This is a genomic window from uncultured Sulfitobacter sp. (assembly GCF_947502895.1).
Lineage (GTDB): Bacteria > Pseudomonadota > Alphaproteobacteria > Rhodobacterales > Rhodobacteraceae > Sulfitobacter.
On record NZ_CANNBM010000004.1, the window covers coordinates 44,068 to 58,830 of the forward strand.

The 14,763-nt window shown below is 57.3% G+C and carries 15 protein-coding genes; 6 read left to right on the forward strand and 9 right to left on the reverse strand.

Annotation, left to right across the window (positions count from 1 at the left end; translation table 11 throughout):
• Positions 1–8 precede the first annotated feature (8 nt).
• From ligA to Q0903_RS15300, 3 genes are all read left to right on the forward strand, one after another.
• On the forward strand, positions 9–2,210 hold the full coding sequence (gene ligA / locus Q0903_RS15290) for an NAD-dependent DNA ligase LigA (protein WP_299416843.1): 2,202 nt from the start codon (positions 9–11) through the stop codon (positions 2,208–2,210).
• Positions 2,207–4,297, forward strand: coding sequence for an ATP-dependent DNA helicase RecG (gene recG / locus Q0903_RS15295; RefSeq protein ID WP_299416845.1), 2,091 nt, complete (start codon positions 2,207–2,209; stop codon positions 4,295–4,297). The genes ligA and recG overlap by 4 nt, the downstream gene beginning before the upstream one ends.
• 97 nt (positions 4,298–4,394) lie before the next feature.
• Entirely contained in the window at positions 4,395–4,523 is a 129-nt protein-coding gene (locus tag Q0903_RS15300) for a hypothetical protein (RefSeq protein WP_299029995.1), read from the forward strand.
• A gap of 223 nt (positions 4,524–4,746) precedes the next feature.
• Here the strand turns inward: Q0903_RS15300 and Q0903_RS15305 are convergent, their stop codons facing one another.
• Positions 4,747–5,193, reverse strand: a complete 447-nt coding sequence (locus Q0903_RS15305; protein WP_299416847.1) for an iron-sulfur cluster assembly scaffold protein — start codon at positions 5,191–5,193, stop codon at positions 4,747–4,749.
• Positions 5,194–5,268: 75 nt separating this feature from the next.
• Here Q0903_RS15305 and hisI point away from each other — a divergent pair, with 75 nt between their 5' ends.
• Entirely contained in the window at positions 5,269–5,628 is a 360-nt protein-coding gene (gene hisI, locus Q0903_RS15310) for a phosphoribosyl-AMP cyclohydrolase (protein WP_299029999.1), read from the forward strand.
• On the opposite strand, the gene gluQRS is transcribed toward hisI, so the two are convergent.
• From gluQRS to Q0903_RS15335, 5 genes are all read right to left on the reverse strand, one after another.
• Positions 5,625–6,473 (reverse strand): tRNA glutamyl-Q(34) synthetase GluQRS, encoded by an 849-nt coding sequence (gluQRS, locus tag Q0903_RS15315; RefSeq protein WP_299416849.1) that lies wholly within the window; start codon positions 6,471–6,473, stop codon positions 5,625–5,627. The two genes, hisI and gluQRS, sit on opposite strands and share 4 nt — an antisense overlap.
• Positions 6,470–7,075, reverse strand: a complete 606-nt coding sequence (locus Q0903_RS15320; protein ID WP_299416851.1) for a class I SAM-dependent methyltransferase — start codon at positions 7,073–7,075, stop codon at positions 6,470–6,472. Before Q0903_RS15320 ends, gluQRS begins: the two co-directional genes overlap by 4 nt.
• 18 nt (positions 7,076–7,093) lie before the next feature.
• A complete protein-coding gene (gene trmFO, locus Q0903_RS15325) occupies positions 7,094–8,443 on the reverse strand; it encodes a methylenetetrahydrofolate--tRNA-(uracil(54)-C(5))-methyltransferase (FADH(2)-oxidizing) TrmFO (RefSeq protein WP_299417196.1) in 1,350 nt (449 codons plus the stop codon).
• Between the two features lie 363 nt (positions 8,444–8,806).
• Positions 8,807–10,129: a cytochrome c peroxidase gene (locus Q0903_RS15330; RefSeq protein ID WP_299416853.1), complete on the reverse strand. Its 1,323-nt coding sequence runs from the start codon at positions 10,127–10,129 to the stop codon at positions 8,807–8,809.
• 96 nt (positions 10,130–10,225) lie between these two features.
• Positions 10,226–11,011, reverse strand: a complete 786-nt coding sequence (locus Q0903_RS15335; protein ID WP_299416855.1) for an enoyl-CoA hydratase — start codon at positions 11,009–11,011, stop codon at positions 10,226–10,228.
• 57 nt (positions 11,012–11,068) lie between these two features.
• Between Q0903_RS15335 and Q0903_RS15340 the strand changes: the two genes are divergently transcribed.
• Complete coding sequence (locus Q0903_RS15340; protein ID WP_299030016.1) at positions 11,069–11,509, forward strand: PaaI family thioesterase; 441 nt, start codon at positions 11,069–11,071, stop codon at positions 11,507–11,509.
• Between the two features lie 92 nt (positions 11,510–11,601).
• Here Q0903_RS15340 and Q0903_RS15345 read toward each other — a convergent pair whose 3' ends face one another.
• Positions 11,602–11,835 carry a DUF1127 domain-containing protein gene (locus Q0903_RS15345; protein WP_299416857.1) on the reverse strand — a complete coding sequence of 78 codons (234 nt, stop codon included), beginning with the start codon at positions 11,833–11,835 and terminating at the stop codon, positions 11,602–11,604.
• Positions 11,836–11,934: 99 nt separating this feature from the next.
• Between Q0903_RS15345 and Q0903_RS15350 the strand changes: the two genes are divergently transcribed.
• On the forward strand, positions 11,935–13,344 hold the full coding sequence (locus Q0903_RS15350; protein WP_299416859.1) for a PLP-dependent aminotransferase family protein: 1,410 nt from the start codon (positions 11,935–11,937) through the stop codon (positions 13,342–13,344).
• 2 nt (positions 13,345–13,346) lie between these two features.
• Here the strand turns inward: Q0903_RS15350 and Q0903_RS15355 are convergent, their stop codons facing one another.
• Both Q0903_RS15355 and Q0903_RS15360 read right to left on the reverse strand, forming a co-directional pair.
• A complete protein-coding gene (locus tag Q0903_RS15355) occupies positions 13,347–14,408 on the reverse strand; it encodes a hypothetical protein (protein WP_299416861.1) in 1,062 nt (353 codons plus the stop codon).
• On the reverse strand, positions 14,405–14,719 hold the full coding sequence (locus tag Q0903_RS15360; protein ID WP_299030028.1) for a hypothetical protein: 315 nt from the start codon (positions 14,717–14,719) through the stop codon (positions 14,405–14,407). The genes Q0903_RS15355 and Q0903_RS15360 overlap by 4 nt, the downstream gene beginning before the upstream one ends.
• Positions 14,720–14,763: the final 44 nt, after the last annotated feature.

The following is a 14,763-nucleotide window of genomic DNA, read 5'->3' on the forward strand; positions in this document are numbered from 1 at the left end:
TATGAAAGATGCTAGACCTGCTCATGGTCGCGGCCTATCTACAGCAAGGTAGGCAGCAATCTGGGGCAGGTCTTGTGATTTCGGAAACACCAAATGCGGACCTTGAGGTCGATACGCTGACACCTGAGCAAGCTGAAGCAGAGCTTGCTCGATTGGCTGCGCAGCTTGCACGGGCGAATTCGGCCTATCACACGAACGATGCGCCAGAGATTTCCGATGCGGAGTATGATGCGCTTAAACAGCGCAATGCAGCAATCGAAGCGCGGTATCCTCAGCTAAAGCGGAGCGATAGCCCCAGCGACGTTGTTGGCGCAGCGCCTGCTGCGGGATTTGGCAAGATTGCACATAGCGTCGCCATGCTGTCGCTCTCCAATGCGTTTCAAGATGAAGATGTCGCCGAATTTGATACTTCCATTCGCAAATATCTCGGCTTGGCTCCTGATGTACCGCTTACCTATACGGCAGAGCCCAAGATTGACGGACTGTCTCTCTCGTTGAGGTATGAGGGCGGCAAATTGGTGCAAGCGGCCACGCGTGGTGATGGCAACATAGGGGAGAATGTTACATCCAATGCCCGCACAATAGCTGATATCCCGCACGAGATATCCGGCGCCCCAGAGATTCTGGAAGTGCGCGGCGAAGTCTACATGAGCCACGCTGATTTCGAGGCATTGAACATGCGGCAGGCTGACCGCGGCGGAAAGACATTTGCCAATCCGCGCAACGCAGCTGCGGGATCACTGCGGCAACTGGATGCCGAGATTACCCGTGCGCGGCCTTTGCGCTTTTTCGCCTACGCCTGGGGCAGCTTGTCAGAACCACTCTCCCAAACGCAGTGGGGCGCTATCAAGGCTTTGGAAAAGTTCGGGTTTTCGACTAATCCACTGACACAACGCTGTGATGGCCCGGATCAGATGATCGCGCATTATCGCAGGATTGAGGCACAGCGCGCCAGCTTGGGTTATGATATTGATGGGGTTGTCTACAAGGTTGATGACTTGGCGTTGCAAGACCGTCTCGGCTTTCGCTCGACCACGCCGCGATGGGCAACCGCGCATAAATTTCCCGCAGAACTGGCGTGGACTAGGCTTGAGGGGATCGACATTCAGGTAGGTCGCACAGGCGCGCTAAGCCCGGTAGCGCGGCTTTCGCCTGTCACGGTGGGCGGTGTTGTCGTGTCGAACGCCACGTTGCACAACGAGGATTACATCAAAGGTCTGGATAGCAAAGGCGTTGAGATCAGGGGCGGTAAGGACATTCGCGTCGGTGATCTGGTGCAGGTGTACCGCGCGGGGGATGTGATTCCCAAAGTTGCCGATGTGGATATTGCAAAACGTCCGCAAGAAGCCGAAGCTTTTGTATTTCCCACGCTTTGCCCCGAGTGCGGCAGCGATGCTGTGCGGGAGCCTGGTGATGCGGTCCGCCGCTGTACGGGTGGGCTCATCTGCCCTGCGCAAGCTGTTGAAAAGTTGAAGCACTTTGTCTCGCGCGGCGCGTTCGATATTGACGGGCTGGGGGCAAAACAGGTGGAACAATTCTATACCGATGGTTGGATTGCAGAACCTGCAGACATTTTTACCCTACAGGCGCGCTATGGCGCAGGCGTGCAGCAGCTCAAAAACCGCGAAGGTTGGGGAGAGAAATCCGCGAATGCGCTATTCGTAGCCATTGAGGACAAGCGCAAGATCCCGCTGGCCCGTCTGATCTTTGGTCTGGGGATTCGCCATGTGGGCGAAGCTGCCTCGAACATGATCGCGCTCCACTATGGCACTTGGGATGCACTGGCCCAAGGCATGCTGGATGCGCGCAGTTTGGAAGGCCCTGCATACGAAGACCTGATCGGGATTGATGGCATGGGCGCTGTGATGGCCGGATCTTTGATTGGCGCTTTCGCGCAAGAGGCGGAGCGGGCCTCGATCGAGCGTTTGGTCGCCGAGCTTGTGGTGCAAGAGGCCCAGCGTGCCGACACATCGGATTCACCGGTAGCTGGTAAAACTGTTGTGTTTACAGGCACCTTGGAAAAGATGACCCGTGCAGAAGCCAAAGCCCGCGCCGAACGTCTGGGTGCGAAAGTATCGGGATCGGTCAGTGCGAAAACAGACATATTAGTGGCTGGACCAGGCGCAGGGTCCAAAGCCAAAAAGGCTGTTGAGCTAGGGGTCGAGACGTTGGACGAAGATGGCTGGCTGGCCTTGATCGCCAATACATGAGTACGCGCCCCGAACCTCTGTTTCCGCTTTTTGCAGGGCTTGAGACCCTTGCGGGGGTGGGGCCGAAAACGGCGCAGCATTTCGCAGGGTTAGGGGTGCTGGCCCCGCGTGATTTGCTGTTTACGCTGCCGCAGTCAGGGATTGATCGCCGTTTGATCGACACTATTGAGGGCGCGCCTTTTCCAGCAACGCTTACGGTGGCCGTGACCATTGGAAAACACGCACCGCCGCGTAACAAAACGGGCGCTTATCGTATTCAGGTCAGCGATCGGAATACGGCGTTCCAGCTGGTGTTTTTTCATGCGCGTGGTGACTATTGGCAGCGCCAACTGCCAGAGGGCAGCCGCCGTATCGTTTCGGGCCGTGTGGAGGTATTTGATAACATTCCGCAAATGGTTCATCCCGATTTCATTGTGCCCGAGGCTGAGGCCGACAGTATTCCGCGGTTTGAGCCCGTTTATCCGTTAACCCACGGTGTCACACAAAAGTTGATGTATAAGGCCACCCGCGGGGCCGTTGCACTGATCCCCCAGATGGGAGAGTGGATTGACCCGAGCCAACTTGCCAAAGAGGCGTGGCCTGATTTTGCAAGTGCTGTTGCATCGGCCCATGATCCAGCCTCGCTAAGTGATATAAGCGCGGCTGCACCCGCGCGCATGCGGTTGGCATATGACGAACTATTGGCCCATCAGATCACCCTCGCACTTGCGCGGCAGGTTGAGCGGCGCAAAAAGGGTCGCGCGCTGCATCCGACAGGAGTGTTGCAGGATAAGGTGTTGAAAAGCCTTCCATACAAGCCGACGGGCGCACAGCGCCGTGCGATATCCGAGATCATAGCCGATATGGCCACTGATCAGCGCATGAACCGTCTGTTGCAAGGTGATGTGGGCGCGGGCAAGACGCTGGTTGCTTTCATGGCGCTTCTCGCTGCGGTCGAGGCGGGTGGGCAGGGTGTGCTGATGGCCCCAACGGAAATTTTGGCACGCCAGCATTTGCAAGGTCTTCAGCCATTGGCCGAGAGCGCGGGTGTGGTTTTGGAAATCCTCACAGGGCGCGACAAGGGGGGCGAGCGTGCGGCAAAGCTGCACGCGCTAGAGCGGGGCGATATCCACGTGCTTGTCGGAACCCATGCTGTATTTCAGGAAACTGTGGTTTTCCATGATCTGCGATTGGCCGTTGTAGATGAACAGCACCGTTTCGGTGTACGTCAAAGGCTAGAGCTGGGGCGCAAAGGCCGTCATGCGGACGTACTGGTGATGACAGCGACCCCCATTCCACGCAGCCTCGCCCTTGCGCAGTACGGGGATATGGATGTCAGTGTTCTTGATGAAAAGCCTCCGGGTCGAAAGCCGATCCAGACTGTCCTTATCAGCACAGACAGATACGAGGAAGTGACCGAGCGACTGCGTGCGGCAATGGCCGAGGGGCGGCAATGCTATTGGGTATGTCCGCTGGTCGAAGAAAGTGAGGTCAGTGACCTGACCGCAGCCGAGGAGCGTTTCAAGCGATTGCGCGCTGTCCTCGGCGAGGGGATGGTCGGGCTGGTTCACGGCCAGATGCCACCTGCAGACAAGGACGCCGCGATGGCGGCGTTTCAGCGGGGCGAGACCAAGCTATTGGTTGCGACTACGGTAATCGAGGTTGGGGTGGATGTCCCGAATGCTTCGATCATGGTGATCGAAAGGGCAGAGAGCTTTGGTCTCGCCCAGCTGCACCAGTTGCGTGGCCGCGTCGGTCGCGGCTCGGCCGCTTCTAGCTGTTTGTTAATGTATCAAAACCCGCTCACCGAAACAGGCCGTCAGCGGCTGGAAGTATTGCGCGAGACAGAGGACGGTTTTGTGATCGCCGAGACTGATCTGAAAATGCGCGGCACGGGTGATTTGATCGGAACAGCGCAATCGGGCGTGCCACGCTTTCGGGTGGCTGATCTAGAGAAACAGGCGGCGCTGATGGCCGTCGCCCAAAGCGATGCGCGCAAACTACTCAACGATGATCCAACGCTGGACAGTGCGCGGGGGCGCGCGGCGCGGTTGCTTTTGTGGCTCATGCGGCAGGATGAAGCAATTCGTTTGATTTCAGTCGGTTAACTTCGGGTGTTCCAAAAAGTTCACAAATGTTCTTAAAAAGTTCTTTACGATGCATTAATAATATGAGAACAAAGGAGCAACAAGAACGGAGAGACACATGAGCTTCTACCACACAGTCAAAGCCATTGCCGCACGGTCGCAAGACACGCTGGTACAGGACGCAGCAGGTGCTGCTGCATTGATCGTGATGCTGGTAGTTGGTCTACATCTCCCTGGCCTTGTCTGATTTTCTGCCTGCGCTCTCGTGCCAGGGCCGGTTTTCAGGCGCATCTGTCCCAAATTGATGCGTCTTACATGTTTCGTTCTGCCTGTCCGTGACATGTCGGGGTTGCCTGCCCCAAACCGGTTTCCTTGGGTCCCACATGGGGAACGCTTTTCCTTACGCCGCCATCCTGTCCCGGATGTGCGGCGTTTTTTTTGTTTTAGCGATAGGGCGGAATGGCCCGGTGTCAGGCTGTAGCGTAGGTGGTGGCCATCGCCTCGGCCAGCGCTTCGACCGTCAGGAGAATCGATGCGTGACGGTTTTTATATTCAACAGCGGGGGTAAGGACTTCAAATTCTTGAAACGGCGCTTCGGGCACGCCACCTTTGCCTTTCAGCATTGCCTTGAGTTGATCTCGCGCCAGCTCGACTTCTTTCAGTGTCGCACCTATTGCAGCCTGCGCTGTGATGGCTGCGGCCGCCTGACCGAGAGCGCAGGCTTTTACATCTAGGCCGAGATCGGCCAGTTGCCCGTTTGCTACCCGCACATCAACCGTCACACTAGACCCGCATAGCGGTGAGCGACGCGTGACACTGGCATCGGGTGCGTCCAGACGGCCCAAATGCGGAATATCCGCAGCAAGCGCGAGAATACGGGCCGAGTATAGCTTGATGAGGTCACTGTCGCTGGACATGGTATTTCCTTTTCCTGACCTCTACATAAGCTGATAAGTTGCGGATGCAAAAACTTTTGAACGAGGCGCGGCACCATGTCATTTGATCCATCGACCCTGACCTACAATGATGCGGGCCTGATCCCCGCAATTGCACAAGACCACGTGACAGGTGAAATTCTGATGATGGCGTGGATGAATGCGGAAAGCCTGATGCGTACGCTTGAAACGGGTCAGGTCACATACTGGAGCCGTTCGCGTCAGGAGTTCTGGGCCAAGGGGGCGACCTCGGGCCACGTGCAGACCCTGAAAGAGATGCGCGTGGACTGTGACCGCGATTGTCTGGTGATGCAGGTGTCACAGGTGGGGGCTGCCTGCCACACAGGGCGGCGCAGCTGTTTTTACACCAGTGTTACCGCGCAGGGTGAGCAGGACGTAGGCGCCGCAGTTCCTTAGATGCCTACCCGTGACCGAATGTCTTCGGGGCTTAGACCTTCGGCGCGAAACAGCGATATTGCCCTCGCGTCGTCACGTTTTGCAAGGCGCTTGCCTGCGTTATCGCGGATCAGTTTGTGATGATGATAAAGGGGGGTAGGCAGCCCTAATAGATGTTGCAGCAGGATATGAATGCGCGTTGCGTCAAACAGATCGGCACCGCGCACAACATGGGTGATGGACTGTGCCGCATCATCCAGTACGACGGACAAATGATACGACGTCCCCATATCGCGTCGCGCCAGAACAATATCTCCCACGCCCTCAATCAGGTCAGTTGCCGAGTATGCATGTCGGGTGTTTGTGCTGTCTTCGGTAAATTCGACAGACCTCGCAACGCACGCGCAGGCCTTTTCCATATCTAGCCTAAGGGCAGAACCGCGCGGTCGCGGGCCTGTTGGTGTACGATTGTGGCGACAGGTTCCGGGATAAATCAGACCGTCAGGCCCTAGCAGGGGCGCGCCCTCTTGCGGGGCGCTGGTGGCCGCGGCGATATCGGCACGGGTGCAGGTGCACGAATACAGCAATCCGCGGGCCCATAGTGCGTCAAGAGCAGCCTCGTAAACGTCCATACGGTCTGACTGTCGCATAACAGGCGTGGGCCAGTGCAGGCCCAACCATGCCAGATCGTCAAATATCTGCGCCTCCCATTCAGGCCTTGCGCGCGATTGGTCAATATCTTCGATCCGCAGCAAGAAATCTCCACCTGCCGCATGTGCCAGATCATATGCTAAAAGCGCAGAATAAGCATGGCCCAAATGGAGTGGACCAGTCGGTGATGGTGCAAATCTAGTGGTTAAGATCAAACTTTTCCAACTACATAGACAGTTGACTGGAGATCGTGGCCAGGCAGGTGATCACCATGTTCGCTAAACAACAGCCGTGCTGCCCCACAATCAAGCCATTCATTCAGCCGTGCTGTATTGCCAGGGTCGGTCAAGGCGTTGTCGTTCAGCGAAAAGACCAGCAATCCCTCGCTTGGCAGCGCATGCAACATGGTATCAAGCGCCGAGATCGGAGCAGCACCCGCACCGATCACACCGACGGCACACATCAGCAGATGGTCACCCTCCAGCGCCGCGTCTGGTTCGATCTGACTTAGGGTGCGGTACACGTTCTTGACTCTGGCATGGGCCAACATGTCAGCAGAGACATCAACGCCATCAATAACCTCGAAACCGGCCAGCCTCATGGCGAGACCGGACAGCCCTGTACCACAGCCAAAATCAAGCAATGGTGCGGATTTGTTTTTGGCGAATTCTGCAAGAGCTTGTGCGCACCGCGCGGGTGTGGCGTAGCCGTTTTGTGTGATTTCAACTTCGTAAGAAGCGGACCAACTGTCATAAAGCGCGCGGGTCGCATCAGCGTCGCGCGCCTCGTAGGCTTTGTCGAGAAAACTTGTAGTCATACTTCTATGATACGTTCGTTAACCTTCTTGTCCAGCGTTTAGCCAGTCCTGCCAGTCGTCTTTGGCGCGATCTGTATAGGCTTTGTAGCGGTCCTTGCGCCCACGGCGCCCGCTCTTGAGCCCTTCGACAGGGGGGAACAAGCCAAAATTGACGTTCATCGGCTGAAACGTCTTTGCATCGGCGCCGCCCGAAATATGGGTAATCAGCGCACCAGTTGCGGTAGTGGGCGGGGGCGTATCAAGGGAAGTGCCGTTGATCTGCGCTGCGGCCAAGCGGCCTGCCAACAGGCCCATTGCCGCGCTCTCGACATAGCCTTCTACACCAGTGATCTGGCCTGCAAAACGGATGTTCGGACGTGATTTCAGGCGCATTTGTCCGTCTAGCAAAGTCGGGGAATTAAGGAATGTATTGCGATGAATACCGCCAAGTCGTGCGAACTTCGCGTTCTCTAGCCCTGGAATACTTTTGAATACATCGGCTTGTGCGCCATACTTCATCTTGGTTTGGAAGCCTACGATATTGTAGAGCGTGCCCAGCTTGTTATCCCGGCGCAGCTGGACCACGGCAAAGGGTTTGACATCGGGCTGATGTGGGTTGGTCAGGCCAACGGGCTTCATCGGGCCAAACCGCAAAGTCTCGCGGCCACGTTCGGCCATGACCTCTATCGGCAGACAGCCGTCGAAATAGCCTGCTGTCTCGTTCTCGTGAAACTCGGTTTTCTCCGCCTCGGCAAGCGCGTCGATGAAGGCGTAATACTGTTCTTTGTCCATCGGACAGTTGAGATAGGCAGTCCGCTCTTCTTCTGTCTCGCCCTTGTCATAACGCGATTGCATCCACGCTTTGCTCATGTCGATGCTGTCGTGGTAAACGATTGGCGCAATCGCGTCGAAAAACGCGAGCGCCTCTGCGCCCGTTTCAGCGGCAATCGCTGCGCCCAGATCAGTAGATGTCAGCGGGCCTGTGGCAATGATCCAGTTGCCACTGTCGGGCAGGCTGGTGATTTCGCCATATTCAACGCTGATATTTGGATGCGCCATCAATGCGTCGGTCACAGATTGGGCGAAAGGATCACGGTCAACGGCCAAGGCACCACCTGCTGGCAAGCGGTGTTTTTCGGCTGTCTGCATAATCAGGCCGCCGGCCGCGCGCATTTCCCAATGCAGCAAGCCCACCGCGTTCTGCTCGCTATCGTCCGAGCGGAAGGAGTTGGAGCAGACCATTTCGCCCAGCAACCCTGTCTGGTGCGCAAAGGTGCCGACCTTTGGCCGCATCTCGTGGATAACCACGTTGACACCGAGGTTTGCAGCCTGCCATGCGGCCTCTGATCCGGCCATACCGCCGCCGATGATGTGTAATGTATTATCCATGCCCCGCAGATAAGCCAGCGCGCGAAAAGCTGCAACAGGGACCGATGCGGCAAATGGGGCAATGCCTGTCACGTATGCGCTGTGTCGCGTTCGCTATCTACTCTGGTGGGGGATTTTGGGGTCGCCGCTGCGGGAATAAGGAGGATCAGATGAGAGTCTGATCTGGAGGGACCTTCCGCCGGCGGCGACCCAAAATGGGGCAGCTTTCGTGCCATGTCGTAGTTGTGCCTTATTGCTGCCCGATTTGCTAGACGTAAGTCAGCAACACTGCGGTGCTGATCTGGCAACAGTCGTCTTGAGATGAAAAAAACCCCCGTGCGCAAAAGGCATCGGGGGTTAATTTTTGTTATATTTTAGGTGGTCTTAAGAAGGGGGCAGCTGCGTATCCAGCGGCAGACCAGACGGCACAGAGGCAGGTATGCCAAGACCGCGCTTGCCAGCACCCTCATCGGTGAGTGCACCAAGGAATGCCATAATCTTGCCAATTTCTGCCTCATCCAAGGATACATCGCTTATCTCTATGGCTTCCGCGATGCGCATAACCTCGTCAAAGTCGTCCATTGCGGCCCAGTCATCCGCGCTCAATTCGCCTGACAGTACCGCCTTGGAGCGGTCATAGCTTGCCAGACCTTCGACCGCATTCAGGTGGTGGCGCACGATATCTTCCAGATCGGCATAGGCGCCGTTGTGTCCGTAGGGGCCTGTTTGCGTGACGTTACGCAGGCTGGGCGTGCGAAAGCGGTACATATCCGCAGGCTCGCCCGTGACCATACCAAGACCCGTATCGCCGTAGGAGACATGTGTGTTTTTGCCCGGCCCCAGTTGCGGCAGACCAATGGCGTGGAAATTGTGATCGGTCTGGAACGACCCTGAATGACAGGTTGAACAGCGCGCTTTGCCGTAAAAGAGATCCATCCCTTGCAGCTGCGCTTCGGTCATCGCGTCTTCGCCGCGCAAGTATTTGTCAAAAGGGCTGTCGACTGCGCGAAACTCTGCGCCGATAAAGGCCGCAAGCGCGGTGCCGATATCGGTTATATGCATGTCCTCGCGGTCAAGTGCGGCAAAGCGGCGGCGGTATTCGGGGATGCTGATAACGCGGTCTGTGAGAATCTCCCACGCGCCACCTTCACCCATGATCCGCTCGGCGGCCACAGCATCTGCCACAGGATTTTCACCCGGATGGCCCGCCATTTCGTCGGGTGACAGAATCGGCAAGATGTTTTGTGCAGCAAGAGGGGACGGGACAGGCCGCTCAAGCGTGCGACCTTCGGGCATACGAATGCCAAACATCGCGTGGCGGTCCCGCGCTGTGCGTCCGTCATGGAACATGACCGAAAATTCGCGTGCGCCGAGGTTGAACAGGGCAGGCGCATTGCGGGGGATGCGGGCCTTGGGGGCATTGGCCGAATCTACGCGGCGGTCTGTTCCCAGCCCGACACCCCCTTCGCCAAAGGACAGTGACATTCCGTCAGCCGAGCCGAGGCTTGGATGGTGACAGGTCGCACAGGCAATATTCTGGTTACCCGACAGGATTGGATCGAAGAACAGATCACGGCCAAGCTCAACCATTTCAGGCGGGAACTGGTGGAAATCTGCGTCGCTTACAGGGGCGGGCAGCGGCCCTGCAAAAGCGGCAACGCCGCATAACAAACTAGCGCCGAGCGCTCCGAGCGTCTTCGTCAACATGGCATTCATCCTCACGGTTTCGTGATGTACCTACCGCAATTTTGCCGCATTTACGACAAAGTCATTGGAAAAACACCGTGCCTGATTAGGAAACAGTCATTGTTTCCAGTCAGGTGGCCGTTTTTCGATGAATGCCTGCATGCCTTCGCGTGTGTCATCAAGCGCGAGGTTTTCAACCATCACCGCACCTGTATGGGCGTAGGCCTCGGCGGTGTCCAAGGCCAGTTGTTCATAGAAGGCACGTTTGCCGATTTTTACAGCCGCCCCCAGCTTGGACGCGATCTGGTCGGCCAGTGCGGCAGTTTCATCTGCCAGTGCTTCGGGGGCTACGACACGATTGATCAGTCCCAACGCCTCGGCGCGCTCCGCTCCGATGAAATCACCAGTGGTCAGCATCTCGAACGCTTTCTTTGGTGCGATGTTGCGGCTGAGGGCGACCATGGGGGTTGAGCAGAACAACCCGATGTTGACGCCGTTGACGCCAAACCGCGTGCCAGTGCCAGCGATGGCCATATCACACGTAGCGACCAGCTGGCAGCCTGCTGCGGTGGCTATTCCGTGCACTTGTGCAATGACAGGTTGGGGCATGTTCTGGATACGCATCATCACATCGGTGCAGCGAGCGAACAAATCAGCAAACGCAGCGGCCCCTGCATCCGCGTTTTGGCGCATGGCTTGCATCTGGCGCAGATCGTGGCCCGCGCAAAACGCTTTGCCCGCGCCTGACAGGGTCACAACGCGGCAGTCGGGGTCGACAGCCAATTGGTCTAGCGTGTCTTGCAAGGCCGCCAGCATTTCATCACTCAGCGCATTCAGCCGTTCTGGGCTGTTCAGTGTCAGATGCGTTACCGCGTCCCGTTGCGTTACTTCCAGAATTGCCATCTTGCGTACCCTCCATGTTGCGGCAACTCTAGGTCAAACAGTTCGGAGGACACAAGCATGGCGGAACGGGGCGAAGTACAAATGGATGCGCCGCAATTGATGGCGTTTATGCGCGAGGTGTTCCAACAGGTCGCGGATGATTTCAATGTAGAAGAGGTCAAGCCGAACGAAGTGACCATGCGGCTGATCATTGCCGAAAAGCATTTGCGCCCCGGTGGGACTGTCTCTGGTCCCTCCATGTTCGCATTGGCGGATGTGGCTGCCTATATTGCGACGCTTGCCATGATCGGGCCGCAGGCTCTGGCAGTTACCACCAATTGCTCGCTTGATTTTATGCGCAAACCCAAAGCAGGTGTTGACCTTATCGCGACTGCAAAGTTGCTGAAGCTAGGGCGTCAGCTGTCGGTTAGTCATGTGCTGGTGTATTCGGAGGGGATGAGCGAGCCTGTCGCGCAGGCCACGATGACCTATGCTATTCCGCCCGCGCGGACGCCTTAGGGTACAATCCGTAATTTCAGATGAATTGTATCAAAAAAGGGCAGGGGTGAACCCTGCCCAAGTGAAGAGGTCTGGTTTGCGCCACGGGGATGTCACGCTTTCCAGAACACCTTTTGCGCCTCTCGGCGAGCCGCATCAGGTGTAAGTCCCACATCGCGCAACTGCCATGTTTCAAGCTGGTCGAGCGTCAGGCGCGTGCGCCGGCGGGTTACCCATTTTGTCACGCAGGCCGCGAACTTGACGCTTACCACTGCCAGCAGCGGAAGGCTGCGTGTGGAGTTGAGAACCGCAAGGGCGTCATTCGTCAGGATCGCTGCGTGTGTCATGGGAAAATCTCCTATATGAATTGTATTGACACAATTTGGCGTTGTTGCCATACAAAAGGGGTACAATATAAATTCACGCTGATCTATGGAAACATTGTAATGGATACAATTTGGGTGCCAGTGCTTGATCCTGCGACCAAGCCGAAATACCGCGCAGTCGTTAATGCCATCCGTGAGGCTGTGGCTGCTGGCGATTTGGAGGTCGGTGGCAAGTTGCCCCCTGTGCGTGAACTGGGCTGGAAGTTGGGCATGACGCCGGGAACTGTGGCACGTGCCTATACCGTCTTGACCGACGAGGGTGTCCTGACGGCCGAAGTGGGGCGCGGGACGTTTGTTGCCAGCCCCAAGGCCGAGCCGCCGCTGAACTTGATGGAAATGGACGTCATCGAGCATTTGACAGGCGGCGATAACTTCGACGTCAATCTGTTCTCGCCACATCTGCCGAACAGCGGGCAATCGCGCCTGATCCGCAGTTTGTTGTCCCAGATCGCGCAGGAGCCGCCCTCGGGTGTAATGCACTATCCTTCGCGCCGTGGCGCATTGCGCGCGCGCGAGGCGATGGTTCACTGGCTGCGCGAGACACCGTTAGGCCCGTTGAGCGAGGCGGATGTAGTGCTTTCCCATGGCGGCCAGAACGCGATCATGTTGATCTTTCAGACGATCCTGCGGGGCCGTCGCCCTGTCATTTTTGTGGAAGAGCTGTGCTATCCAGGGTTTCGACGTGCTGCTGATATGTTGCGCGCCGATGTTGTACCTGTGGCAATGGACGCTGACGGGTTGTGTCCCATTGCGCTTGCTGCGGCAGCCGAACGGTATCCAGACGGCCAGATTATCTGCACCTCTCCCGAGGTTCATAGCCCCACCTGTGGTTTCAGCCCGCTAGAGCGGCGCCGCGCGGTGGTCGAGGTGGCGAAGCGGTTTGATCTGCAAATCGTAGAGGATGATTGCTATCGCATTGGCGATGCGCAAGCGCCGTCCTACCGTCAGATCGCGCCTGACCGAAGCTGGTATATCTCGTCGCTTAGTAAATCAGTCACACCTGCCTTGCGCATTGGGTGCGCGATCGGGCCGCGCGACCAGTCTGCCGCATTGCACCGCGCAGCCGAGCACGGCTTTTTTGGTCTTGCGACACCAATAACCGATTTGGCGGCGCTGCTGATGCTCCACCCTGATCTGGATGAGGTGATGCGCAAGACCCGTGAGGGTGTCAGCGATTACGTCAAAGCAGCTGTAAACGCTTTGGGCGCATATGATCTGAAGTGGCGGGCCGATGTGCCCTTTGTCTGGCTGAACCTGCCCGAAGGCTGGCGTGCCAGTGCCTTTTGCCGCGCAGCAGAGACACGTGGCGTTCGTGTGCGCGCCGCCGAGGAGTTCGCCGCGCGCCAAGCGCAGAGCCCACATGCCGTACGCATGGCCATCAACGCTGGCGTCAGTCTGCGCAGTTTTGAGGCAGCGATGGGCCGCTTGCGCGATCTGCTGGACAACCCCACGGACGAGATTTCTGTCTAGGCCTAGAGCAGGCCTGCCGCGCCCCACATCAGCCCAAATACCAGCGCGGCTGCGGTGAGGGCGGACGAATATGCCAGCATTTTCAGCGTGGAAAAGGGCCGTTCGCCAAAGGTGCGTCCGTCAATGCCCGACACGACGACTTTGTACGCCTTGCCGCTGTATTGGTAGTGCAACATCCAGACAGGCAGCAGGATGCGCCGGTAGTGAATGCCTGTGGTATCTGTATTGTAGCGGATCGCGTGAACCCCACGCTTGTTGATCTTGCGCTTGATCTTATTGCGGATCAGTAGATTTTTGTCGGGCATGTTCGCGACCAGCCCTTGCGCAACGCTCTGATGGTGTCGTTCGGCGGCAAAGCCTGACAGATATCCCGCACGGTAAGGTTTCAGGTCATATGGATCAAACTCATGCAAAATACCGTCACGGATCAGTGGCGTGACATGGGGCGAGGCAGGCATCAGCATATCGTCAAAGGTGATGTTCATGCGCCCCGTGGTGCTGTGTGTGCGTCTGTTATCGCCGCTCCCTGTTGTGTATTTTGCCCAGTATTGAACGGCCTCTTGGCTATCGAAGGTCCAGAAAGGCGCATAAAGCCCCGCCAGATCAGCGCGCCCTACATGGGCAGACAGGTTGGTAGGGGCCGCCGTGCGCGATGCGACCCAAGCAGCAGCCTGCTTTTGCGCGTGTTTTTTGTCTATGCGAAAGGGGATCAGCGCCATGGTGGCGTATCCCGCGTCACCGCTGTGCAGGACCATAGGGCCGTTACAGTAGGGGCATGCCTCTGACAGGGCGGGGCCGGTAAAGATCACTTCGCCACCGCAATTGCGGCACTGGTGCGTGTCGCTGGTATTCAGGACCGGCGGGTCTGCTTGGGGCGCATCGGGATCGTGCGGAAACTCTTCTGCCGCGCGATTGTCGTCGGGTTGGCTGAGGTCGAATTTTTCGCCGCAACTGAGGCATTCCAGTGCATGGCGGGTCGGTGCATAGTGGCACTGCCCGCCGCAATTCGTACAATAAAGCGCAGATTGGTCGGGGTCGGGTGTGGAAGGGTTTGTGGTGCTCAATCCGAATCCCCCAAAGCGGCGGCGATTTCCAGCAAGATACGCAAACGCAGCCATGCACGATCCATCGCGCCGTCCAGATCACCTGTCGCCCCCCAATCGCCAATGATGGTTGCAAAAAACCACACCGCCATTAGCCAGAACGCAATGATGGCCCAGCCGCCCATGCGCGATATGCGGCTGGCAGAGCCGATGCGCAATTCGTGCTGCGCTTCACGCACCTCGATCAGTTTGCGCATGGGTAAGATACCAATCACAGCCGAGACGACAAAAAGAGCCAAGGCGGCAAGGGTAGGGGCATAGGGCAATAGCATTTGGGGACAATATCGTTCAAACTGCTGCGGTGATCTACGGGAAT